This is a genomic window from Marinobacter confluentis (genome assembly GCF_004785685.1).
Lineage (GTDB): Bacteria > Pseudomonadota > Gammaproteobacteria > Pseudomonadales > Oleiphilaceae > Marinobacter > Marinobacter confluentis.
The window spans coordinates 153,480-176,112 of sequence record NZ_SRPF01000002.1 but is presented as its reverse complement, the minus strand read 5'-3'; the positions used below and the strand labels follow the sequence as shown (position 1 = coordinate 176,112).

General features: G+C 57.3%; 20 protein-coding genes. 13 read left to right on the top strand and 7 right to left on the bottom strand.

Features of this window, described 5'->3' with window-relative positions; genetic code table 11:
- Positions 1–93 precede the first annotated feature (93 nt).
- From fliD to E5Q11_RS06290, 4 genes are all read left to right on the top strand, one after another.
- Positions 94–2,061 (top strand): flagellar filament capping protein FliD, encoded by a 1,968-nt coding sequence (fliD, locus tag E5Q11_RS06305; protein WP_135802573.1) that lies wholly within the window; start codon positions 94–96, stop codon positions 2,059–2,061.
- 71 nt (positions 2,062–2,132) lie between these two features.
- A complete protein-coding gene (fliS, locus tag E5Q11_RS06300; RefSeq protein WP_135802572.1) occupies positions 2,133–2,531 on the top strand; it encodes a flagellar export chaperone FliS in 399 nt (132 codons plus the stop codon).
- A gap of 85 nt (positions 2,532–2,616) precedes the next feature.
- Positions 2,617–3,384 (top strand): substrate-binding periplasmic protein, encoded by a 768-nt coding sequence (locus tag E5Q11_RS06295; RefSeq protein ID WP_168215623.1) that lies wholly within the window; start codon positions 2,617–2,619, stop codon positions 3,382–3,384.
- Between the two features lie 75 nt (positions 3,385–3,459).
- Positions 3,460–4,671 (top strand): argininosuccinate synthase, encoded by a 1,212-nt coding sequence (locus E5Q11_RS06290; protein WP_135802570.1) that lies wholly within the window; start codon positions 3,460–3,462, stop codon positions 4,669–4,671.
- A 269-nt stretch (positions 4,672–4,940) separates the two neighbouring features.
- Here the strand turns inward: E5Q11_RS06290 and E5Q11_RS06285 are convergent, their stop codons facing one another.
- Positions 4,941–5,912, bottom strand: coding sequence for a response regulator (locus tag E5Q11_RS06285; protein WP_135802569.1), 972 nt, complete (start codon positions 5,910–5,912; stop codon positions 4,941–4,943).
- 143 nt (positions 5,913–6,055) lie between these two features.
- Here E5Q11_RS06285 and E5Q11_RS06280 point away from each other — a divergent pair, with 143 nt between their 5' ends.
- From E5Q11_RS06280 to E5Q11_RS06270, 3 genes are all read left to right on the top strand, one after another.
- Positions 6,056–6,538 carry a YajQ family cyclic di-GMP-binding protein gene (locus tag E5Q11_RS06280; RefSeq protein WP_135802568.1) on the top strand — a complete coding sequence of 161 codons (483 nt, stop codon included), beginning with the start codon at positions 6,056–6,058 and terminating at the stop codon, positions 6,536–6,538.
- Positions 6,539–6,616: 78 nt separating this feature from the next.
- Complete coding sequence (locus tag E5Q11_RS06275; RefSeq protein WP_404802758.1) at positions 6,617–7,999, top strand: AmpG family muropeptide MFS transporter; 1,383 nt, start codon at positions 6,617–6,619, stop codon at positions 7,997–7,999.
- Between the two features lie 28 nt (positions 8,000–8,027).
- Entirely contained in the window at positions 8,028–8,339 is a 312-nt protein-coding gene (locus E5Q11_RS06270; RefSeq protein WP_135802566.1) for an MGMT family protein, read from the top strand.
- Positions 8,340–8,383: 44 nt separating this feature from the next.
- Here E5Q11_RS06270 and E5Q11_RS06265 read toward each other — a convergent pair whose 3' ends face one another.
- Entirely contained in the window at positions 8,384–9,145 is a 762-nt protein-coding gene (locus tag E5Q11_RS06265) for an SDR family oxidoreductase (protein WP_135802565.1), read from the bottom strand.
- A 107-nt stretch (positions 9,146–9,252) separates the two neighbouring features.
- Between E5Q11_RS06265 and E5Q11_RS06260 the strand changes: the two genes are divergently transcribed.
- From E5Q11_RS06260 to gspD, 6 genes are all read left to right on the top strand, one after another.
- On the top strand, positions 9,253–9,834 hold the full coding sequence (locus tag E5Q11_RS06260) for an FxsA family protein (protein ID WP_135802564.1): 582 nt from the start codon (positions 9,253–9,255) through the stop codon (positions 9,832–9,834).
- Positions 9,835–9,994: 160 nt separating this feature from the next.
- Positions 9,995–10,282, top strand: a complete 288-nt coding sequence (groES, locus tag E5Q11_RS06255) for a co-chaperone GroES (protein WP_135802563.1) — start codon at positions 9,995–9,997, stop codon at positions 10,280–10,282.
- A 64-nt stretch (positions 10,283–10,346) separates the two neighbouring features.
- Positions 10,347–11,999 carry a chaperonin GroEL gene (gene groL / locus E5Q11_RS06250; RefSeq protein ID WP_135802562.1) on the top strand — a complete coding sequence of 551 codons (1,653 nt, stop codon included), beginning with the start codon at positions 10,347–10,349 and terminating at the stop codon, positions 11,997–11,999.
- Between the two features lie 159 nt (positions 12,000–12,158).
- Positions 12,159–12,956, top strand: a complete 798-nt coding sequence (locus E5Q11_RS06245) for a type II secretion system protein N (protein ID WP_135802561.1) — start codon at positions 12,159–12,161, stop codon at positions 12,954–12,956.
- Complete coding sequence (locus E5Q11_RS06240) at positions 12,953–13,801, top strand: type II secretion system protein N (protein WP_135802560.1); 849 nt, start codon at positions 12,953–12,955, stop codon at positions 13,799–13,801. Before E5Q11_RS06245 ends, E5Q11_RS06240 begins: the two co-directional genes overlap by 4 nt.
- 31 nt (positions 13,802–13,832) lie before the next feature.
- Positions 13,833–15,782 carry a type II secretion system secretin GspD gene (gspD, locus tag E5Q11_RS06235; RefSeq protein WP_135802559.1) on the top strand — a complete coding sequence of 650 codons (1,950 nt, stop codon included), beginning with the start codon at positions 13,833–13,835 and terminating at the stop codon, positions 15,780–15,782.
- 33 nt (positions 15,783–15,815) lie between these two features.
- Here the strand turns inward: gspD and E5Q11_RS06230 are convergent, their stop codons facing one another.
- The 5 genes from E5Q11_RS06230 to E5Q11_RS06210 all read right to left on the bottom strand — a co-directional run bounded on the left by E5Q11_RS06230 (position 15,816) and on the right by E5Q11_RS06210 (position 22,513).
- Positions 15,816–17,780: a M48 family metallopeptidase gene (locus E5Q11_RS06230; protein ID WP_135802558.1), complete on the bottom strand. Its 1,965-nt coding sequence runs from the start codon at positions 17,778–17,780 to the stop codon at positions 15,816–15,818.
- 11 nt (positions 17,781–17,791) lie between these two features.
- Complete coding sequence (locus E5Q11_RS06225; RefSeq protein ID WP_135802557.1) at positions 17,792–18,379, bottom strand: LemA family protein; 588 nt, start codon at positions 18,377–18,379, stop codon at positions 17,792–17,794.
- A gap of 38 nt (positions 18,380–18,417) precedes the next feature.
- Complete coding sequence (locus E5Q11_RS06220; RefSeq protein WP_135802556.1) at positions 18,418–20,484, bottom strand: putative bifunctional diguanylate cyclase/phosphodiesterase; 2,067 nt, start codon at positions 20,482–20,484, stop codon at positions 18,418–18,420.
- 262 nt (positions 20,485–20,746) lie between these two features.
- Positions 20,747–21,325 (bottom strand): superoxide dismutase [Fe], encoded by a 579-nt coding sequence (gene sodB, locus E5Q11_RS06215; protein WP_135802555.1) that lies wholly within the window; start codon positions 21,323–21,325, stop codon positions 20,747–20,749.
- A gap of 69 nt (positions 21,326–21,394) precedes the next feature.
- Positions 21,395–22,513 carry a 5-(carboxyamino)imidazole ribonucleotide synthase gene (locus tag E5Q11_RS06210; RefSeq protein WP_135802554.1) on the bottom strand — a complete coding sequence of 373 codons (1,119 nt, stop codon included), beginning with the start codon at positions 22,511–22,513 and terminating at the stop codon, positions 21,395–21,397.
- Positions 22,514–22,633 lie beyond the last annotated feature (120 nt).

Sequence of the window (22,633 nt, the reverse complement as noted above, 5' to 3'; positions counted from 1 at the left end):
GTTACAAATTGGCGGAAGAAAAAGGCAAAGTTTTGCCGCCTTTTGCCGATAAACTGAACAGTATTCGAATTCGCCCCCTTGAGGAGGCATGTTATGGCAAATATTTCATCGTTAGGTGTAGGTTCAGGCGTACTGACGTCCGATCTGGTTGACCAACTGGTCAAGGCCGAGCGAGCGCCTACTGAGAATCGGCTGACCCAGAGAACCGAACGGACTGACGCACTGATTTCCGCCTATGGAAAGCTTCGCAGTGCAGTTACGGAGCTGCGCCTGCCCATGCGTCAACTGGGTTCGGCCGAGGCGATGAAATCCTTTTCGGCGACTTCTTCTGGCGAAAATGTGGATGTAGCAGTAGATGCGGCAAGCGCGTCGCGGGGATCCTACAGCCTTGATGTGTTAAGTCTGGCCGAATCACAGGCGCTGGCGAGCACCGAAACCTTTGCTGATCGGGATGCCACCAGGGTGGGTCGTGGCACACTGACTCTGCAGGTGGGCGACAAAACGACAGAAATTAACATCGGGTCTGGCAATAACACATTGCAGGGCCTGGCGAACGCGATTAACGAGGCGAACGCCGGGGTTTCTGCAGGCGTGATTGATACCGGCAACGGTTTCCGGCTGACGCTGTCAGCGGATCAGACGGGCACAGCCAACGCCGTAAAGATTACAGCAACCGAGGAAGCCGGTGCTGAGGGGCTTGCCCGTTTTGCCTTTGACCCGGCTGACCCGCTTGCTAACCCGGGCATGGAGCAGACAATCACAGCCGCCGATGCGGTTATGACGATAAACGGTGTTGAGATAACCCGCTCGACCAACACCGTCGAGAATGTAGTGGAAGGCCTGACCTTTAACCTGACTGAAACGGGCAAGTCCACGGTCAAGGTTGAGCAGGACACTGCCGCTGTGGCTGAAAGGGTTAAAGCCTTTGTCGACAAGTTCAACGAATTGCAGAGCACCATTACCGAGCTTTCTTCCTATAACAGCGAAACCGGGCAGGGCAGTATTCTTACAGGCGATGCAACGGTGCGTAATATCCAGAACCAGCTGAAGCGGGTGCTGGGGGATGTCATCCCGGGCCTGGAAAGCGCCAGTGTGCGTAGCCTAGCAGATGTGGGTATCAGCACGGATTTTCGTACTGGCCAGTTGCAATTTGACAGCGAGAAATTCCAGCGAGAGCTGCGGGAAAACCCGAATGACGTAACCGCGCTGTTCGCTGAACAGGGCCGGGCAAGCGATTCCCAGGTTGAATTTGTCAGGAGTGGTTCTAACACGGCAGCGGGCAGCTACGATATCAACGTCACCCAGATGGCAAGCCGGGGCAGTTTGAATTATGCGGTTGCTGGCACGGATACTATTGATGTGCAGGCGGGCAACAGTTTCACCTTCAAGGTAGATGGCGAGACCACGGCAACGGTATCGATTGCGGCCGGTTCCTACGCGGGGGCCGATTTTGCAACGGCAATTCAACAGGCGCTGTCCGATAATTCAGCCCTTAACGCCGCCGGGCGTTCGGTGCAGGTTGCCTACAGCGAGGCGGAAGGCCTCTCATTCACGTCGAATCGTTTTGGCGATGACTCGAATGTGAGTTTGACCGGTCTGAATAACGCTACCGGGATTTCAGCGGCCGATGGGGTCGCTGGCAAAAACGTTCAGGGCACCATCAACGGGCAGGTCGCTGAGGGCGATGGTCAGGTGCTTTTCCTGTCGAACAATGCATCCGGGGCTGCCGCAGGCCTGCAGTTGAAGATTACCGGTGGCGATGTCGGAAGCCGGGGTAATATCACCTTTATTGAAGGCGTGAGCGAGAAAGCCGTTGACGCCATCACCAGCATTCTGGGAGCCCAGGGGGCTTTAAGTGCGCGCACCGAAGCCCTGAACGGGGATCTGGAGCGTATTCAGCAGGACCGGATTGATCTGGAGACCCGCATTGAGTCATACCGGTCACGGCTGGTTAGCCAGTTCAGTGCGGCGGATTCATTGATCGCCCAGCTGAACAGCACCCGGGATTATGTGAGCCAGCAGTTCGCAGCCCTGACGCCGCGTAACGGCAGAGACAACTAAACCGGCTATACTTTTATAGTGGGCCCGAATAAAGCAGAACCGGCTAGCGCCGGTGAAGGAAGAGGTAAGTTATGAATGGTTTACAGGCATACCAACGGGTAAACACTCAGACCAGCATCACTGATGCGGATCCGCACAAGCTCATTCACCTTCTTTACAGTGGTGCTTTGGAGCGGATCAATATGGCAAAGGCCCGCATGCAGGCCAAAGATTACGAGGGCAAGGGCAAGCTGATCTCGAAAGCCATCGAAATCATCGGCGGCCTTCGCAGCTTCCTGGATTTCGAAAAAGGCGGGGACCTGGCGGTTCGGCTAGAAGCGCTTTACGACTACATGGAACGCACGCTTTTTGAAGCTAACCGGCATAATGATGTTAAGAAGCTGGAAGAAGTTGCCAACCTGCTTCGCTCGGTCAAGGATGGCTGGGATGGCATCCGTGAAGAGGCAATGTCACAGCAACAGGCCGTTTGATCGAATCTTGGAACCACTCAATACCATTCATGTTGTAATCAGGCGCCAGACTGCTGTTCTGGCGCTCTTTTTATGTCTGGTCTGGATGCCCGCATACAGTGCCTGGGCCAGCGATGTTTCCGACCTGGCAGGCGCTAGCACTGATACCGTTGTATTTGCCATTCCTGACGTCTGGCCCTGGGCCTATGAGGACTCTGACGGACGCCCCCAGGGCAGCCTGGTGGCGGTTGCCAGGCGCCTGGCCGAGTTGACCGGCGTACCCGTTGAGCCCCGGCTTCGCCCTCTCAGGCGGGCCATCATTGAGCTTGACAGCGGTGAAGTGAATTTCAGCCTGCTTTTTCAGAGCCCGGCCCTGGATAACCGCGCTATCAATGTCGCAGAGGTGGTTCAGATCGACATCATGCTGGCCGCGCTGGCGGGCAGCGATCACCCCCTGTCACTTGAAGAACTTGCGGGAAAGCGCATCGGCTACATCCGCGGGACCTATCTTGGCGAGGCCTTCGAGAACAATACAGAGGTTCAGAAGGTACCCGTGGCGGTCATCAGCCAGGGGATTGAAATGCTGTCACTGGGTCGCCTGTCTGCCGTTCTTGCCAGCGACCATGCCATTGTCCGAACCCTACAGACCATGGGGTTGGGCACGGATGCCCTTCGTTTCAGCAAGCACATCAAGGCGCAGCCCGGTGCCCTGTATATGTCCCGCAGAGCACAGCGCCCGCAGGTTGCGGAAAAATTCCGTAAAGCGGTTTCTCAAATGGTTGAAAGCGACGAACTGAACCAGATTTTCTTCGGTGATGCCGGTCGCCCGACACAGGATGATGCGGGCCGACCCGCCTCCTACTCCGCCCAATAGCCATTCCCTGAGCTCTCCCGTACAATATCGCTCTTCTTTTCGATACATCCATTCTGTTCAGTCTGGAGCACAGGCATGTCTGATATTAAAAAAGTGGTGCTGGCCTATTCCGGTGGCCTGGATACCTCGGTCATCGTTCGTTGGCTGCAGGATACCTATGATTGCGAAGTGGTCACCTTTACCGCCGACATTGGCCAGGGCGAGGAAGTGGAGCCGGCCCGGGCAAAGGCCAAGCAGCTTGGTGTAAAAGAGATCTACATCGAGGATCTGCGTGAGGAATTTGTCCGGGACTATGTGTTCCCCATGTTCCGCGCCAACACCATTTATGAAGGCGAGTATCTGTTGGGCACCTCTATTGCGCGCCCGCTGATTTCCCGTCGTTTGATTGAGATTGCCAATGAAACCGGCGCCGATGCCATCTCCCACGGGGCAACCGGCAAAGGTAACGACCAGGTACGGTTTGAGCTGGGCGCTTACGCACTCAAGCCAGGGGTCAAGGTGATTGCCCCCTGGCGCGAATGGGACCTGAATTCCCGTGAAAAGCTGCTGGCCTACTGTGACGAGCGCAATATTCCGGTTGAGAAGAAGAAGGGCAAGAGCCCCTATTCCATGGATGCGAACCTGCTGCATATCTCCTATGAAGGCATCAACCTGGAAGATCCCTGGGCCGAGGCCGAAGAAGACATGTGGCGCTGGAGCGTGTCACCGGAAGCGGCTCCGGAAACCCCGACCTACGTTGAGGTAACCTACAAAAAAGGCGATATCGTGGCTATCGACGGCCAGGAAATGAAGCCCCACGTGGTGCTGGAAACCCTGAACAAGCTGGGTGGCGACAACGGTATTGGCCGTCTGGATATCGTCGAGAACCGGTATGTGGGCATGAAGTCCCGCGGCTGCTACGAAACACCGGGCGGCACCATCATGCTGCGGGCTCACCGTGCCATTGAGTCCATCACCCTGGACCGCGAAGTCGCCCACCTGAAAGACAGCATCATGCCGCGCTATGCCGAGGTGATCTACAACGGTTACTGGTGGTCACCGGAGCGTGAAGCCCTGCAGGCGCTGATTGACCAGACCCAGAACTACGTTAACGGTACGGTTCGTCTGAAGCTCTACAAAGGCAATGTGGACGTGGTTGGCCGGAAGTCTGACGATTCCCTGTTCGACGAGAAAATCGCGACCTTTGAGGAAGATCAGGGCGCTTACGACCAGAAGGATGCGGAAGGCTTTATCAAGCTGAATGCCCTTCGTTTGCGGATTGCCGCCGGTAAAGGTCGCAAGCTCTGACAGACGGGCGACTGAATTTCGGGCATAAAAAAAGCCAGCTCATTGAGCTGGCCCATCAAAGAAAAACAAAAGTAACAAGGAAAGAACGAAAGTGCCTGAAAAATTCGTTTATCCGGTGGATTCGGTGGCCCATATGGCGGCGGAGGTACTACTCGGCTCCTCCACCATGGGGGATACTGCTTGAATCCACAATTGCAGAATAGGGCGTTGGTACAAGGAAGTCTGTTTGTGATCTGTGTAACCGTGTTACCAAGTGTGTAATGGCGCGATCAAGCGCCCTGGGCAATTTCCGGAACCGTTTCTGTAAACCGGCGAGTCTCGTAAGCATCTACCAGCCCCTGAACCGCCGCCCGCTCCATTTCCTGCACTGAAGGCGTTCCGTTCTGTGCATCAGCGCGGCAAAGCACCAGGCCTGCCTCAACCGAAAGATAGCCCGCAGTGGTCTTGAAGGCTTTGTGATTAATGCCATCAAATACCCGGCGAAAGGCGGTGGTGGTGCAGTAATCGCTGTTGGGGAAATGGGCAACAATGGCAAACTGGTTGTCGCCGACCCGGCATAAAGAATCCATGGGCCGGATCAGGTGGCTCAGGCGGCGGGCGATGCCGATAGCAAGCTCGCTGATCACTGCCGGGGAATGCTTGCGCTTCAGCGCCTGCCAGTTGCGGATGCCGCACAGTACATAGGCGGTTGAGCCGCCCCGGGACTCTGTCTGGCGAAGGCATTTGCCCAGTTTTTCACGGGCATACCGGTTGTTACAGAGGCCGGTTTCCAGATCAATGATGTTGGTGGATTCCAGCTCGCGGTTGTTTTCAATTAGCAGTGAGTTGGCTTTCAGCAGGGTGTTCTGGCGGTCGGCCATGCGGTCAGCGGCGAAAATACGCGGAATCAGCTGCTTGGTCATATCCGACTTGTAGATGAAATCGTCCACGCCCCGGTCGAAGGCTTCGGAGAGGGCTTCAACGCTTTCCCTTGCGGTCAGCAGAATCACATAGGTGTAGTGGTTGTTCTGCTCGTCCTGCTGGCGCACCTGGTCGGTCAGCTCCAGCCCATCCATTTCCGGCATCAGCCAGTCCGCGATCAGTACGCTGACCGGGCGCTGTTCGATAAATTCCAGCGCGGCCGGTGCGTTGTTGGCAATGCGCACGTCCCGGTAGCCGGCGTTGCGCAGGGTTCGGCCAACCACCATGCTGCTGAATTTGGCGTCGTCTACCACGAGGATGGGAAGGTCTAGATTCGGCATTTGTTCTACTACTCACCATTCCATTGTCAGATGCGGTGCCGCCTCGGTCTTGTTATGCTTTGGCACCTTGAATAAACAGTGGGGCCAGTATAGCTTTTTGTGGCTGCCCTGACGTGGATAAATGTAAAAAGTGAGAATACGTCATGCCTTCTTTTGACATAGTGTCTGAAATTGATATGCACGAAGTCACCAATGCGGTCGACCAGGCCAATCGTGAACTGGGCAACCGCTGGGATTTCAAGAACGTGGAAGCAAACATCGAGCAGGACGACAAGGGCATTACCATCAGTGCCGAGCAGGAGTTCCAGCTGGAACAGCTGATGGACATGCTGCGGATGGCCTTTGCCAAGCGCAACATTGATTCCCGCGCCCTGTCTGAAGACGGCGAAAGCAAATCGGGCAAGCTGGTGAAGCAGCACTTGCTACTGAAGCAGGGTATTGAAACCGATATGGCCAAAAAGATCGTTAAAATGATCAAGGACGGCAAACTGAAAGTTCAGGCCAGCATTGAAGGCGACAAGGTGCGGGTGAAAGGCAAGAAGCGCGACGACCTGCAGACGGCTATTGCCCTTCTGAAAGAAGCCGAGCTGGACATCCCCCTGCAGTTCAACAATTTCCGCGACTGAATTTGGGGTCAGACCCCTGTGCATAACTTGCTGTTTATCCACAGGGGTCTGACCCCAACGTATTGAGGGAGCTGTACCATTTTACACGGCCTGAACCGGACACTGCTCAAGGAAGCGATTTATACCTACACCCGTTGGCAGGTTGTGGCGATGCTGTTTCTGGGTTTTTCTGCCGGCCTGCCGTTTCTGCTGGTGTTCTCTACGTTGAACGCCAGGCTTGCGGATATTGGCGTGGAAACCGCCACCATCGGGTTTTTCAGCTGGCTGGGTATTACCTATTCCATCAAGGTGTTCTGGGCGCCGATCGTAGACCGGCTGAAGATCCCGGTGCTGGACCGGCTGTTCGGCAAGCGCCGAAGCTGGATTCTGCTGGCCCAGGCGGGCATTGCCACCGGCCTTTACCTGATGGCCCAGGTGGATGCTATTTCCGCGCCTGAGATGATGGCCTACTGTGGTTTGCTAGTGGCTTTTTCATCTGCGACCCAGGACGTGGCGATTGACGCCTATCGGATAGAAATCGCCGAAGAGCGCCTGCAGGCGGCCCTGGCCGCGACCTATATCTTTGGCTACCGGCTGGCGCTGCTGGTGGCCGGGGCAGGGGCGCTGTATCTGGCTGAATTCTGGTCCTGGCAGGTGTCCTACGAGGTCATGGCGCTGCTGGTTGGTGTTGGCATGATCACGGTGCTCGTCGTGCGTGAGCCTGCGGTCAACCACTTCGCGGCCGCCCAGGATATTGCTGACAGGATTGAACAGGAAGCAGGCAAACGCACCCACCTGAATCCTCGCCTGGCCCGCTTCATTGGCTGGTTCTACGCCGCCGTTGCCGGGCCCTTTCTGGACTTCTTCCGGCGCTATCAGGAACTGGCCATATTGATCCTGATTACGGTGGCGGTGTATCGGGTATCCGACATCGCCATGGGCGTTATGGCCAATCCGTTCTACCTGGATTTCATGGGCTTTTCCAAAACCGAAGTGGCCGACGTCACCAAGGTTTTCGGTTTTTTCATGACCATCGCCGGTTCCCTGCTCGGCGGTGTGCTGGTGATGCGTTACGGCGTTCGCCGGATGCTGCTGGTGGGCGCGGCCATGACGGCAGCGACCAACCTGCTTTTTGTTCTGTTGGCACAGTACCCACCCGACCTGGGCCTGCTGGCACTGGTGGTCAGTGCTGACAATCTCAGCGGTGGTATCGCCAACGTGGCACTGATTGCCTGGCTGTCCAGCATGACCAGCGCGTCCTTCACCGCCACCCAGTACGCCCTGTTCAGCTCGCTGATGACGCTGCCCGGCAAGTTCCTCGGTGGCTTCTCCGGCATCGTTGTCGCGGATTTCGGTTACGCCGAGTTTTTCCTGATCGCAGGCCTGATGGGTGTTCCCGCGATACTGCTAGCCTGGTACATGATCCGCAAAGGCGAACGGCTGGATGCGCTGGCCCCCCGGGCATCCGAGGCAGAGGCGTAATCCGACACCCAGACCTAAAGACGTTCACATGACCGAACCTGGAAAGGACCAAAAAATTTGGCAAGTCGTCGCCTCCATCCCATCCGGCTGCGTAGCCAGCTACGGCCAGGTAGCTGATATGGCAGGCCTCGGCCGCCAGGCCCGCTATATTGGGAAAGCTCTGGGCAAGCTTCCCGAGGGTCATTCGATCCCCTGGTACCGGGTAATTCGCAGCAACGGCCAGATCGCGTTCCCGCTTGGCAGTGAGCGGTTTGAAACCCAGGCGCAGAGTTTGCGGGAGGAGGGCGTGGAAGTGATTGATGGCCGCGTTTCCATGCGACGCTTTGGCTGGCGGCCGTAGGTCAGTCCTCATGAATGAGGGCTGACCCTGGCTAGGGCGCCAGATTAGAGTCGAAGCGCGCCGTCCACCTCGATCATCCGGCCGGACATGTAATCGTTCTCGAAGATGAACGCGGCAGCGGAGGCGATTTCTTCCGGCTTGCCCATGCGCTTCAGGGGAATGCCGGCGGTCATTTTTTCAAGGGCTTCCGGCTTCATGGAGGCGGTCATTTCGGTTTCGATAAACCCGGGTGCGATGCCCATGCAGCGGATGCCGTAGCGGGCAAGTTCTTTGGCCCAGACCGGCACCAGGGCGGAAACACCGGCCTTGGCGGCGGAATAGTTGCTCTGGCCCATGTTGCCGGCGCGGGAGATTGAGGCGATGTTGATGATCACGCCCTGATCGCCATTCTTGATCATCTGCGTTGAAGCTTCACGGCCGCACAGGAACACGCCGGTCAGGTTGACGTCGATCACCGATTGCCACTGTGCCAGTTCCATGCGCTTTTCTACCTGGCCATGCTTCACTTTCACCATCAGGCCGTCCCGCAGGATACCGGCGTTATTGATCAGGCCGTTGAGCTGGCCGAAGTCTTTCACGATGGTGTCAAAGGTGGCTTCAACATCGGCTTCTTTCGCCACGTTGCACACGTAGGTTTTCGCGTCGCCACCGGCTTTTTTGCAGGCTTCCGCCGCTTCCTCCAGTTTCTCCGGCATCAGGTCAATCAGCGCCAGGCGCGCGCCTTTTGCGGCCAGAAATTCGGCCATTGCGCGGCCAAGCCCCTGGCCGCCGCCGGTAATTGCAATCACGGAATCTTGAAGTTTCATGTTTCGCCCTAAGGTTATTGGAAAGGTCAGGCAGCGAGTATATCAGAGCTACACGGCGGTTTTGCTGGCTGCCCAAAGTCTGTTGCACCCAGTATCCGGAGGCTCAGTTGGGCGTTTTCCTGTTTTTATTCATCGTCATGCCGATTGTGGAAATGACGATTCTGATCAAGGTGGGCGGCATGATCGGCGCCCTGAACACCATCGGTCTGGTTCTGCTGACGGCGATCATTGGCGCGGCTCTGTTGCGCCAGCAAGGGCTCTCGACGCTACTTCGGGCCAATCAGCGACTGAACAGTGGTGAGCTTCCCGCCAGGGAAGTGGCGGAAGGGCTGATTCTCGCCGTTGGCGGTGCACTGCTGCTCACCCCGGGCTTTGTTACCGATGGCATAGGTTTTCTGTGTCTGATGCCTGGCTCCCGTCAGTGGCTGGCCGGGCAGGCGCTCAAGCGGATGGTGGTGGCCGGGCAGTCTGGCAGCTTTACTTTCCGGGCGGGTTCTGGCCCGTTCGGCGCGGGCCAGGGGCCTTTTGGTCCCGGTGCTGACCCTTTCGGATCCAGGCGCGGCGAGCCCGGCGGCGACGACATCATCGAGGGTGAGTATCGCGATGAGACCCAGCGCGATCACGATCAACTGGAACATGGCCGGAATACCGAGGATGGTCGGGATGATAAAAACGACCCCCGGCGGTAAAAATTTTTTGCCCGGGGTGTTGAAAACCTGTCGGTGAACCCCACATAGATTTCACAAGATCGCTGCGGGCCAATAACCGCCGTAAAACAGATGGTTAAAGGCCCCGGCTTTTACGCAACCATCATTGCCAAACCTAACCTGATAATGGAGATACCGAGCAATGAAAATTCGTCCGCTACACGATCGTGTTGTCGTGCGCCGTAAGGAAGAAGAAGAGAAAACTGCTGGTGGCATCGTGCTGCCGGGTAATGCCAAGGAAAAGCCGTCACAGGGTGAAGTCATCGCTGTTGGTAACGGCCGTATCCTCGACAATGGCGAAACCCGTGCGCTGGCAGTCAAGGCTGGTGACACCGTGGTTTTTGGTCAGTACGCCGGTAACACCGTGAAAATTGACGGTGAAGACCTGCTTATCATGAGCGAGAGCGATATTTTCGGCGTCCTCGAGTAAACCTCGCAGGCGCAACAATCCGATTTGGTTTTGACATTGGGTTAAACGAACAGGAATAAGAGACATGGCAGCAAAAGACGTTAGATTCGGTGATGACGCCCGTAAACGTATGGTTCGGGGCGTTAACGTTCTGGCAGACGCAGTAAAAGTAACGCTTGGCCCGAAAGGCCGTAACGTGGTTCTGGACAAGTCCTTCGGTGCACCCACCGTCACCAAAGACGGTGTTTCCGTGGCCAAGGAAATCGAGCTGAAAGACAAGTTCGAGAACATGGGCGCGCAAATGGTCAAGGAAGTAGCTTCCCAGACCAACGATACCGCCGGTGACGGCACCACCACTGCGACCGTTCTGGCGCAGTCCATCGTTCGTGAAGGCATCAAGGCGGTTTCCGCCGGCATGAATCCGATGGACCTGAAGCGTGGTATCGACAAGGCGACCATCGCAGCCGTTCAGGCTATCCGTGACCTGTCCAAGCCCTGCGACGACAACCGTAACATCGCCCAGGTTGGCACCATCTCCGCCAACGGCGACGAAACCATCGGCAAGCTGATTGCTGACGCGATGGGTAAAGTCGGCAAAGAAGGCGTCATCACGGTTGAAGAAGGCCGTGGCCTGGAAGACGAGCTGGACGTGGTTGAAGGCATGCAGTTCGACCGTGGCTTCCTCTCGCCTTACTTCATCAACAACCAGGACAGCATGTCTGTCGAACTGGATGACCCGTACATCCTGCTGGTAGACAAGAAAATCTCCAATATCCGCGAACTTCTGCCGGTACTGGAAAGCGTTGCCAAAGCGGGCAAGCCTCTGCAGATCATTGCTGAAGACATCGAAGGCGAAGCGCTGGCCACTCTGGTTGTCAACAACATGCGCGGCATTGTGAAAGTGAGCGCGGTAAAAGCGCCTGGCTTCGGTGATCGTCGCAAGGAAATGCTGCAGGACATCGCGATTCTGTCTGGCGGTACCGTGATTTCCGAAGAAGTGGGTCTTTCCCTGGAAAACACCACGATTGACGATCTTGGCACCGCCAAGCGCGTGAACGTGACCAAGGAAAACACCACCATCATCGGCGGCGCTGGTGCCAATAAGGACATCGAAGCGCGCGTTGAGCAGATCCGCAAGCAGATCGAAGACAGCACGTCCGATTATGACAAAGAGAAGCTTCAGGAACGCGTAGCCAAACTGGCTGGCGGCGTAGCCGTCATCAAGGTCGGCGCCGGCTCTGAAGTGGAAATGAAAGAGAAGAAAGCACGCGTTGAAGACGCACTGCACTCGACTCGTGCCGCCGTTGAAGAGGGTGTTGTCCCCGGTGGCGGTGTGACCCTGATCCGTGCCATTGCTGCACTGGACAAGGTTGACGCGATCAACGAAGAGCAGCGCGCCGGTGTGGCCATTCTGCGCCGTGCCATGGAAGCGCCTCTGCGCCAGATCGTAACCAACGCCGGTGGTGAAGCCTCCGTTGTGGTTAACAAGATCCTGGAAGGCAATGGTTCCTTCGGCTACAACGCGGCCACTGAAGAGTTTGGCGACATGCTGGAAATGGGTATTCTTGACCCGGCCAAAGTCACCCGCTCGGCACTGCAGGCAGCCGCTTCTGTGGCTTCCCTGATCATCACCACTGAAGCGATGGTTGCGGACGAGCCTGAGGAAGAAGGCGCCGGCGGCGGTATGCCGGATATGGGTGGAATGGGCGGAATGGGAGGCATGGGCGGCATGATGTAATGCCTCCCGGGCCTACAAGCCTATTGTAGCCTGTAAAAAACCCCGCGTTGGTTCACACTGACGCGGGGTTTTTGTGTTTTTTGTCATGAACTCGGGAAATGGCTTTGCTAGACTCGGCTACCGCCCCATCATCTTAGTGGCATTACGTAGTGATATGGCATGAGTGAATCCCCTACAAAAGCGTTTCTGCGCCCAGGCAAGGTATTAATGCTGGTCCTGGCTGGTGTGATGGTCTATGTGGGCGCGGTGATCGCACTGGTTCCCGCGGGGTGGCTCTGGCAGCAGGCCAGAGGCCAGGTTGCTCTGCCGTCGGAGTTTCAGATTCAACAGGTCACCGGCAGGCTCTGGAACGGTGTTGCGGGGCTGTCTGTTGCAGGGTTTCCAGTCAGGGCAGAATGGGCGCTGGGCGCGCCGTCTCTGTCTTCTCTGGCTTTGCCAATCGATTTCTCGCTGACGACTGCCGGTTCTGAGGTCGTCGGGGATGCCCTGGTGTCCTGGCAGGGGGACGGTCAGGTTCGGGCGAGTGGTCGAGTGGGGGTTGCTGAATTCGAGCCTTTGATCCGCCGCAGTGGTGGCGCGGTGATTGAAGGAGATGTGATTATCGATCGCCTGAACCTGTCCTGGGCCGGACAGGCCTTGACCAAAGCTGACGGACTTGGCCGCTGGGGCGGCGGTGCGGTGACCTGGCCCATGGGTGATGGCCAGGGCCGTGCGGATTTTCCGCCGATGCAGGCAAGCCTGGACAGTTCCGCTGAGGGCATCGCCCTGGTGATTTCAGAGCAGGGCGCCGAAGGTCCTGCCGCGAGGGCTGACATCGGCTTGACCGGCATGATGGATCTGCGGGTCTATAAGCGCATGGTTGATCTGGCCCAGCAGCCCTGGTCGGATTCTGCCCAACCTGATGACGTGGTGTTCCGGGTGCGGCAGCCGGTGATTCCCGGCGGGGCATTACGATGAGCGGCCTGTCCCTGAATAGCCAGCGCCGTCTGGCAAGAATACTCGCCAACGTTTTTCTGGCGATTCTTGTGATTTACTCAGCTTTGACCCTGGCCCGGGTGACCTGGATGATCGCCTGGACAGACCGCCCGGTGATGGCGGCGCCGGGCTTGATGGGCGCCGGTGCCCAGGGCTCGGCTGACCGGTTGCAGCCCATGGCCGCCCATGCCATGTTTGGCCGATCTGCCAATCAGGCGCCCGTAGCCGATGTGGTCAAGCGGTCTGCGCCCGAGACTCGCCTGAATCTGGCCCTTGAAGGCGTGATGATCGCGCAGCGCCCGGAGGACTCCGGTGCTATAGTGGCTGGCAGCAATGGCGTGACCGAACACTACCGGGTTGGGGACACTCTGCCAGGTAACGCCCAGCTGGCAGAAGTGGAGCCAAACCGGATTCTGATCCGCCGCAATGGCCAGTATGAGAGCCTGAGCTTTGAAGAGAAGCTGTCCACCGATCTGATTGAGGACGTGGTTTCGTCTGACCAGGACTCGGCCGATGAATTCATCTCGGCGGCGCGTGACCAGCTGGAAAATCAGGGTGTCGCGGCGCTGGCCGCCTACGGTCTCAGCCCTTCGGGTGACGACGGCAGTTCCGGTTATGTTTATGATGGCTCGAACGCCATGCTCAATGCCGTCAGCCTTAGGGCCGGGGATGTGATTACTGCCATAAACGGCCAGCGGCTGGGTGATTTTGAACAGGATAAATCGTTGCTGGAAAACTGGCGCTCGGAGTCACAGATTGACATCGAAATAGAGCGTGACGGGGCCCTCCTTAGCGTAAGCTATGCCATACCCGAACAGTGGCGCTGAACGAATAATCAATACAGGATAAGACCGCCAGATGCTTAACCACAGAACCAGACTAGTCCAGGCCCTGATGTTTGCACTGTTGCTGCCGCTGATGTCGCTGGCGCAGGCCCAGGAAGAAACCTGGCGGCTCAACCTGAAAGACGCCGACATTCGGGCGTTCGTGACCCAGGTGGCGGACATTACCGGTTACAGCTTCGTGGTGGATCCCCGGGTCAAGGGCAAGGTTACAGTGCTGTCCAGCGCGCCCATGAACAAGGACGAGATTTACGATCTGTTCCTGGCGGTACTCCAGGTACATGGTTTTACGGCGATTCCGGGCGAGGAAGTGATCAAGGTGGTCCAGCAGGTGGACGCCAAGCAGTCGGCAGAATCCCTGGACCGGTTTTCGGAAACGCCTTCCGAGCAGTTGATTACCCGGGTCATCCAGATCGATAACGCCAATGCGCTGGAAATGGTGCCGATTCTGCGGCCGCTGGTTGCCAAATACGGCCACCTGGCCGGGGTTGCGGCGGCTAACGCGCTGATCATCAGCGATCATTCGTCCAATATCCAGCGCATCGAGCAGATTGTTCGCGAGCTGGACAGCCCGTCCAAATATGAAGTTGAAGTGATTCAGCTCAATGAAGCCTGGGTAGGCGACATGGTCGAGTTGCTGCAGGAACTGGCGCCCGGCGAACTGGGCCAGGGCGGTGGTGACAATGCCGCCCGCAAATACAGCGTGACGGCCGATGAGCGCAGCAACCGGCTGATTCTTCGCGGTGATGAGAGCTTCCGCGACAAGATGCGGGGTCTGATTACCCAGCTTGACCAGCCTTCTGCGACAGGCGGCACCACCAAGGTTATCCGGTTAAAGCACGCTGATGCGGAAAACCTGACCGAAATCCTGAAAGGCGTGATGGGTGAAGTGGTTGCTGAATCGGCCGGTGGCAGCGGTGGATCCGGTGGTGGCTCTGGCGGCGGGCGCAGTGGTTTTGCCGTGTTTGCGGACGAAGGCCTGAACGCCCTGGTGGTTCGTGGCGAGCCTTCGATCATGCAGGAAGCAGAAATGATCGTCAGTGCTCTGGATATTCGCCGGGCCCAGGTTCTGATTGAGGCGGCGATTGTTGAAATCAGTGATGAGCTGGGCCAGGACCTGGGTGTGCAGCTTGGGGTCGGGGATGAGTCCGGGGAATCCACGCCTGTGGCCGGCACCAATTTCAGTAATGTTGGCCGGAGCCTGGGCGATGTGTTGGGCGCCATTCTGTCGGAATCGGTGATCGCGCCTGCCACCGGTGGCATCACCATTGGTGCCGGCCAACGGAATGAAGATGGCGTGTCCTGGGGCGTTCTGCTGCAGGCGCTGTCAACGTCGGCCGCCGCCAACCTGCTGTCTACCCCCAGCATCATCACGCTGGACAACCAGGAATCGGAAATCATCGTGGGTCAGAATGTGCCCTTCCGGACCGGGCAGTCCACCGTGACCGGTGATGGCACCACTAATCCGTTTACCACCATCGAGCGTCGCGATATCGGTCTTACCCTGAAAGTGACGCCCACCATCAGCGCCGACGGTCTGGTTCGCCTGGTAGTGGAGCAGAGCACCGAGAATATCGGTGATAGTATCGAATCCGCCTCTGACATCATTACCAACAAGCGCGAGATCAAAACCACGGTGTTGGCCGATGACGGTGAAACCATTGTTCTGGGTGGCCTGACCACCGACGACCTTCAGGTTAACAGGAGCAAGGTGCCCCTGTTGGGTGATATTCCGTTTCTTGGTCGCCTGTTTTCGTCAGAGTCTGAGCGTCGGGTGAAGCGAAACCTGCTGGTGTTCCTGCGTCCGCAGATTCTGCTGGGCAAAGAGAGCTCCATTGCCGCAACGGATGAAAAGTTCAATGATCTCTGGGAAGTGAATCTGGGCGTTCGCAAAAAGCTTGGCCTTCCTGACCCGGAGAACCCGCCCAGCAAGGATGACCTGTTCCAGCCCAATGCCAACGACTGAGCCAGAGCGAGCCCGCCAGATATGGGCTTTGACTCAGCTCTGAAGCGGTGGCATCGGGCAGTCCAGCTGATCGGCGATCAGCCGGATCATTTCGTATTCCCGGGCCTCGATCTCCCCGTCTGACAGCACACAGTGGCAGCAGGCATCGATGATGCCGGGCTTGAGCAGTGCGGACACCCGGTTCAGATGCCATAGCGCATCCCGAAGCTGTTTCAGGGTTACTTTTTCGAGCAGCGCCACGGGTTGTTTTCCACTTTTGAAAGCATTCATCGCGTCTTCAAACAATGCCTGCTGATCTTCCCCGGAGCGCGCACCAAGCCTTGCCAGCAGACTGAACAGTACCGTCAATGGCTGTTGGACAGGGCGGTAGCTGCGATATTTAACGGGAACCACCCGGGCCGTATCTGCCGCCAGATGTTTGCGAAGGAAACCGATCATCGTCAGTTCAAACAGGTCCAGCCGCTGGTCAGCCCGGATCAGCGCTTCGCAGGCTGCAATCAGTTTTTCCCGTTCCTCTGGATCCAGCTTCCGCAGGGCCGGCATGGCCAGCTCAAGGGATGGCAGGCGGACCCCTGGCCCCAGCATGGAAAGCGATGGCAACAGTTGTCCGATCAGATCCGGATCAGGGGTGAATCCGGATTCCGGGTCGATCTTATCGAGGTGTTGTTGCTGTTCCTGAGCAGGGCGATCGCAGATCAGTAGCGCGTAACAGAGCTGGACCGCGCCTGCACGGGTGTAAAGCGAGTTGCGGAAAGAAGAGGGCAACTGGCTCAGCAGAGCCTGTGCGTAACCCTCGCTGGCCGTGCTGGCGGTGCCGACACTGGCGGAGAGCGACCCGTTCAGGGACTGCCGGGTCCCCGGTGAGGCCGTCGCTGTCGGCTGGGGCGTCGCGGCTGTGAAACCGGCGGTTCCTTCGGGTTGCACATGGCTTGTAGACGCTGCTGACGACGGTGGCGGTGCTTCGCCCTGGGTCTTGCGGTAGCGACTTCGAAGCCTTGCCATCATATCCGGCGCTATGGCGTCTATGCGCTTGGGTATGGGAGGGTGCGAAGCCAGCAGGGAGGAAAACTTCATCCTTGCGCTCTCACTGAAGCACATATGGTTCATATCGCTGGCATGGCTGGTGGTGTCCAGATAGCCGCTTTTTTCTCCAATCTTGAACAGGGCACCGGCGATTCCATCCGGGTTGCGGGTGAACTGGACCGATGAAGCATCGGCGAGCATCTCCCGCTGGCGGGAAACGGCAGACTGGATCAGCCTTCCGAAAAACACGCCGATGTACCCGATGACCATCAGTGCCAGACCAACGATACCAAAGGCCGTGCCGCCGCGACTGTTTCGCGATGTATAGCGGGAAGAGCTGGCAAACGCGGTTTGCAGCAGAAAACTGCCGATCTGGCCGATCATCAGAATGCCGGCCAGTATGGCAATCAGGCGCACGTTCAGGCGCATGTCGCCATTCAGAATATGACTGAATTCGTGGGCCACCACGCCTTGAAGTTCGTCCCGGGAAAGCTGGGTGAGTGTGCCGTGAGTGACCACCATGACCGCCTCGCCCGGCGAGTAACCCGCCACAAAGGCATTGATACCGGTTTCCTGATCCATTATGTAAAGATCGGGTACGGAAATGCCGCTGGCGATGGCCATTTCCTCGACCACATTGCGCAACCGGCGCTCGTCAGCGTCCTGGGTGGCGGGGTCGATGGCCCTGGCGTTCACCATTCTGGCAACCCGTTGCCCGCCGCCGGCAAGGTCAATCCAGCGCACTAGCGAGCCCGCCCCGATCACGCCGATAACCGCGAGCGCGGTATAGAGCCCATGGGAGGTCTGGAGCCAGTCGATAAAACTGAGATTACTGGTTTCGCTGCGTGTCACGTAATAACCGACAATGCACACCGAAACAGTGATCAGCGTCACCGCCAGCAGGAAAAGGAGAACCAGAACGCTGGTGCTGCGGCGGGCGTTGGCCTGCCGCTGGAAAAATCCCTGGTGGGCCATGGCCGACTACCCTAGAAAGAGACTTTCGGTGCCTGGCGGGCTTCCGGTGACTCCAGCTCAAGCTGAGATGTCGGCTTGAACGCGAACATGCCGGATATGATGTTATTGGGGAACTGCTCGCGGAAGGTGTTGTAGGTCATGACGGTATCGTTGAAAGCCTGCCTTGCAAATGAAACCCGATTTTCGGTGCTGGACAGCTCTTCCATCAACTGCTGAATGGTCTCGTTGGCTTTCAGGTCCGGGTAGTTTTCAGCGACGGCGTAGAAGTTCGCCAGAGCTTTGGTCAGCATGTTTTCCATACCCCCCAGCTTCTGGATTTTGCCGCCGTCTGCCGGATCCCGGGCTGCCTCTTTCTGCGCGTCGACCGCGTTGTTACGGGCCTGCATGACTTCCGTCAGAGTGTTACGTTCGTGGGTGAGATAGGCCTTTGCCGACTCAACCAGGTTGGGAATCAGGTCATGCCTGCGCTGTAGTTGCACATCAATCTGGGCAAAGCCGTTCTTGAACTGGTTCCGCAGCGCGACCAGCTTGTTGTAGATGTACACCAGGTAGAATACGACGACGCCGATGACGATCAGGCCGATAATTGTGGTTCCCATGATGGCTCCCTCCGGGTTTTGGTGTGTCTGTTATTCGGTCAGTGACCGAGGGTTTTCTCGGCGATTGAGCGATGGAAACTCTCAACAAAACGCTCGAACTCGCTGGGTTTCAGTGGCTTGCTGAAAAAATAGCCCTGTGCAAGCTGACAGCCGCGTTGCGCCAGGTAGTATTCCTGCTCGGCTGTTTCAACGCCTTCAGCGACCACCGTCAGGTTAAGACTTTTGCCCAGATCGATGATGGTGTTGGCAATGCGCGTGTCTTCCTCATTCACCAGCAGGTCACGGATGAACTGCTTGTCGATTTTCAGGTGCTGAACCGGCATTCGCTTGAGATAGGTCAGCGATGAGTAACCGGTGCCGAAATCGTCAACCGCAATGCTGATGCCGGCCGAATGCAACCGTTTCAGTTTGTCCACGGCCTCTTCCAGGTTGGTCATGAAACTGGTTTCGGTGACCTCCAGCTCCAGGCGGCCGGCGGGAATATTGTGGCGGCGCAGGGTATCCAGAATGTCGTCAACGATGCTTTCCTGCCTGAGCTGAACCGCTGAAAGGTTGATCGCAATCCGCAGGGGCATGCCATTGCTGGCCCAGAGGGATGCCTGGGCGCAGGCCTGATCCAGTACCCATTGCCCGATCTCGACAATCCGGCCGTTCATCTCGGCCACCGGGATAAAGTGGTCCGGGGGTATCAGCCCCCGCTCCGGGTGCTCCCAGCGAATCAGTGCTTCGGCGCCAATGATTCGGTGGGTAGCAAGGTTCACCTGGGGCTGATAGACCAGATGGAACTGGTTCTGGGCCAGTGCAACCGACAGATCTTTTTCCAGCTGTTTGCGCTCGCGGATTTCCTGATCAACGCTGGCAACGAAGAACTGGAAGTAGTTGTGGCCGTTCTCCTTGGCCAGCGCCATGGTCTGTTCCGCACTCTGGAGAAGGCGGTCCGCTTTCTTGGCGTCGCCCGGAAACAGGGCGATGCCGAGGGTGACGGTCATTGAGATGGTCTGGTCGTCGAAGACCATGGGGTTGCTGATGCATCCCAGAATCCGGTCGCCGGTGTCTGCGGCCTGAAAACCGTCCCGAAGGCCTTTTTCAACCACCACAAACTGGTCGCTGCCCAGACGGGCAAAGGTAAATCGGCCGCCTGTCAGAGTTTTGGTCAACCGGTCTGCCACGGTCTGCAATATCAGGTCGCCGGTGCGGAATCCACACTGTTCGTTGATGGATTTGAAATCATCAATGCCGCAGCAGGTCAGAGACAGCACCGTATTGTCACGCTGGGCTTCTTCAATGTCTGCCTGCAGCAGCTCCATGAAGGTGTCGCGGCTGGGCAGGCCGGTCAGCTGGTCGTAACGGGACAGCCGGTTGACCCGGTCTTCTGCCTCACGATGGCGTGTCTGGCTGTCACCGATGGCCACCAGCAGGTTATTGGTGGCGTTAACCCAGAGCCCCAGTTCATCATCTTTGTGGCCCTCGGGTAGTTCGATCAGGTTATCGTCCGGGCGGTCCGGGTCGACCTGTTTCACCGAATGCACAATCCGCAGCAGGGGGCGGGTCAGTAACAGGTGGAAAACCACAAACAGCGCCATGCCCAGAATAACGGCGGTGGCGATGCCGGAGGCAAAGGTTACTATCGCCCGTTCAAGCCAGGTGTCGGCCATCGGGCCGGTGTCGTACTGTATTTCCAGGAAGCCGTAGACACTGTCCGGGTCGGATTCACGGGTCAGTTCAGTGCGGTAGTGGCGAACATCACCGAACATTGCATCGGTAATCGGGCGCAGTGACATGGTCCGAAGCGGACGATCCCGGGCGCCCAGTGGCTCGCCATCCGGATGGGTTATGCGGGCTCTGTGAATGGATTCCTGGGCAAAGAGGCCGTCAACCACCTGCTGGGCAAGGTCGCTGTCGATACTGAACACAGCCTGGGTGGACGCATCCCGTACCAGACTCATGGTCTGCCGGGCCTGTGCATCCAGGGCTTCGGAAACCCGGCCTGCGTCCAGAATCACCTGCACTGAACTCACCAGAATGCCGCTGGCCAGAGCAACCGCAAGCACCCATCGGAGGACGCGGTACCCCAGCCGATGTTCTAGCTCAAAAGAGTTCTGCATGAAGGCCCGTCTTGATCCTTTCCGGCGTCGTTTGGACCACCTTTCGTGTTACAGAAAGGTTGCGGGTCCGTAAGGTGAATTTCTTGTTGTTCAGTATGGATGAGATTTCCATATCTGCATGGAGTATCGGCAATTTTTTCAGATAATGCAGGCTTCGGATGTATCATTTTGTAAGGTCATTTATACCGCAGATACAAAAACGCCCGCAACGTGGCGGGCGTTTTCTGTGACAGTCTGCTTAGAGTCTGTCTTGCCTGGTCAATCAGGCGAGATTCTGATTCACAAAATCCCAGTTTACCAGGTTCCAGAAGGCTTCCAGATAGTTCGGGCGGCTGTTCCGGTAGTCGATGTAGTAGGCGTGTTCCCAGACATCGACCGTCAGCACGGGCTTGTCAGCGCCGGTCAGCGGTGTTTCTGCGTTGCTGGTGTTGGCGATGGCAACGCTGCCGTCGGCTTTCTTCACCAGCCAGGTCCAGCCTGAACCGAAGTTGTTGGCGGCCTTGTCGTTAAACTCTTTCTTGAAGTCTTCAAACGAACCAAAGGCTTTTTCGATGGCGTCTTTCGCAGCGCCAGTCGGCTCGCCGCCGCCGTTCGGGCTCAGGCAGTGCCAGTAAAAGGTGTGGTTCCAGACCTGCGCCGCGTTGTTGAACAGCGGGCCGCTGGCGCTCTTGATAATGTCCTCAAGAGATTTGTTGGCGTTGTCTGTACCTTCAACCAGGCCGTTCAGCTTGGTGACATAGGTGTTGTGATGCTTGCCGTAGTGATATTCGAGCGTTTCCTGGGAGATATGCGGTTCCAGGGCGTTCTTTTCATACGGCAGTGCGGGAAGTTCAAATGCCATGAGATTATTCTCCCTCTCTCTCGGTTTGTTAAAAGCTGTTGTTTAACTATAGGGATGACATTGTTTATATCAACCCTTTGAGGCCAAAGAGCTTTGAAATTCGGGGCAGCCGGGCAGAAACTGGGCGCAGTTCTTTACCCGCCAGACCAGCTCTTCGTAACTGTCCGCCAGAATATTGATGTGCCCCAGCTTTCGACCCGGGCGCTCACCCTTGTTGTAGAGATGAACGTGGGCGTAGGGCAGTTCAAGAATGCGATCGATCTCCCCATGCTCGCCAATGATGTTGATCATGCAGCTGACGCCACGGGGCGCGACATTGCCCAGGGGGTGGCCGCTGACCGCGCGGATATGGTTCTCGAACTGGCTGGTCATGGCACCTTCAATGGTCCAGTGCCCGGAATTGTGAACCCGCGGGGCCATTTCATTGGCCACAAGGCCCTCGGCCGTTTCGAAAAGCTCGAGAGTCAATACGCCAACATAGCCCAGTTCGTTCAAAAGCGCTTTGATGTAGCGCTCCGCATCTTCCTGAACGTGTTTTTCAAGACGGGGTGCCGGCGCTATGGAGTAACGAAGGATGCCCTGATGATGGGTATTCTCGGCCATCGGGTAGAACGCCAGGTCGCCGGTTTCAGAACGGACGGCAATAATCGACACTTCCCGACGGAAATCAACGAATTTCTCCACAATCAGCCGTGGGTGATTGATGGACGCCCAGGCGTCAACGGCGTCTTCCGGTGAACGGAGTACGGCCTGGCCCTTGCCGTCATAGCCTTCGGTATTGGTTTTTGCCACCACCGGGCAGCCCAGTTCCTCGGCGGCGGCCTGCAGGGCCTCGGCGCTATCGACGATTTTCCATTCGGGCGTTGGTATGCCCAGTTCACCGAAGAGCGTTTTTTCGGCTTCTCTGTTCTGGCACACCTGAAGCGCGCGAGGGGAGGGGTGCACCGGTCTTTCCCTGGCGATCCGCTCTGCAACTTCGACGGGAAGGTGTTCAAACTCGTAGGTAACCCGGTCGACCCGGGAAATGAAGTCATCCAGGTACTGACCTTCCCGGTCAATCATCACTTCACCCAGGCCGGCGCTTGGGCTGCCGGACATATCGTAAAACACGAAGGTCTTGGCCAGCGGATAACCCGACAGAGCCAGCATACGACCTAATTGGCCAGCACCCAGTACACCAATTCTCATCGTCTATCTCCTGCTAATCCTCGGGCGTCTACAAGTTTTGGTGTTGTGACCAGGTAGGGGCAGGCTTTCCAAAACACGCTCCTTACGGCACGTCCATGTGACGCTTGGGCTCCGCCATCC

What these genes read in the sequence shown, in the direction of transcription:
- E5Q11_RS06225 (WP_135802557.1), bottom strand. Translation starts at nt 18,379, where the DNA reads ATGGGAACCACAATTATCGGCCTGATCGTCATCGGCGTCGTCGTATTC.
- E5Q11_RS06210 (WP_135802554.1), bottom strand. Translation starts at nt 22,513, where the DNA reads ATGAGAATTGGTGTACTGGGTGCTGGCCAATTAGGTCGTATGCTGGCT.
- fliD (WP_135802573.1), top strand. Translation starts at nt 94, where the DNA reads ATGGCAAATATTTCATCGTTAGGTGTAGGTTCAGGCGTACTGACGTCC.
- groES (WP_135802563.1), top strand. Translation starts at nt 9,995, where the DNA reads ATGAAAATTCGTCCGCTACACGATCGTGTTGTCGTGCGCCGTAAGGAA.
- E5Q11_RS06270 (WP_135802566.1), top strand. Translation starts at nt 8,028, where the DNA reads ATGACCGAACCTGGAAAGGACCAAAAAATTTGGCAAGTCGTCGCCTCC.
- E5Q11_RS06265 (WP_135802565.1), bottom strand. Translation starts at nt 9,145, where the DNA reads ATGAAACTTCAAGATTCCGTGATTGCAATTACCGGCGGCGGCCAGGGG.
- E5Q11_RS06295 (WP_168215623.1), top strand. Translation starts at nt 2,617, where the DNA reads ATGCCCGCATACAGTGCCTGGGCCAGCGATGTTTCCGACCTGGCAGGC.
- E5Q11_RS06240 (WP_135802560.1), top strand. Translation starts at nt 12,953, where the DNA reads ATGAGCGGCCTGTCCCTGAATAGCCAGCGCCGTCTGGCAAGAATACTC.
- E5Q11_RS06230 (WP_135802558.1), bottom strand. Translation starts at nt 17,780, where the DNA reads ATGGCCCACCAGGGATTTTTCCAGCGGCAGGCCAACGCCCGCCGCAGC.
- gspD (WP_135802559.1), top strand. Translation starts at nt 13,833, where the DNA reads ATGCTTAACCACAGAACCAGACTAGTCCAGGCCCTGATGTTTGCACTG.
- E5Q11_RS06220 (WP_135802556.1), bottom strand. Translation starts at nt 20,484, where the DNA reads ATGCAGAACTCTTTTGAGCTAGAACATCGGCTGGGGTACCGCGTCCTC.
- sodB (WP_135802555.1), bottom strand. Translation starts at nt 21,325, where the DNA reads ATGGCATTTGAACTTCCCGCACTGCCGTATGAAAAGAACGCCCTGGAA.
- E5Q11_RS06285 (WP_135802569.1), bottom strand. Translation starts at nt 5,912, where the DNA reads ATGCCGAATCTAGACCTTCCCATCCTCGTGGTAGACGACGCCAAATTC.
- groL (WP_135802562.1), top strand. Translation starts at nt 10,347, where the DNA reads ATGGCAGCAAAAGACGTTAGATTCGGTGATGACGCCCGTAAACGTATG.
- E5Q11_RS06245 (WP_135802561.1), top strand. Translation starts at nt 12,159, where the DNA reads ATGAGTGAATCCCCTACAAAAGCGTTTCTGCGCCCAGGCAAGGTATTA.
- E5Q11_RS06290 (WP_135802570.1), top strand. Translation starts at nt 3,460, where the DNA reads ATGTCTGATATTAAAAAAGTGGTGCTGGCCTATTCCGGTGGCCTGGAT.
- E5Q11_RS06280 (WP_135802568.1), top strand. Translation starts at nt 6,056, where the DNA reads ATGCCTTCTTTTGACATAGTGTCTGAAATTGATATGCACGAAGTCACC.
- fliS (WP_135802572.1), top strand. Translation starts at nt 2,133, where the DNA reads ATGAATGGTTTACAGGCATACCAACGGGTAAACACTCAGACCAGCATC.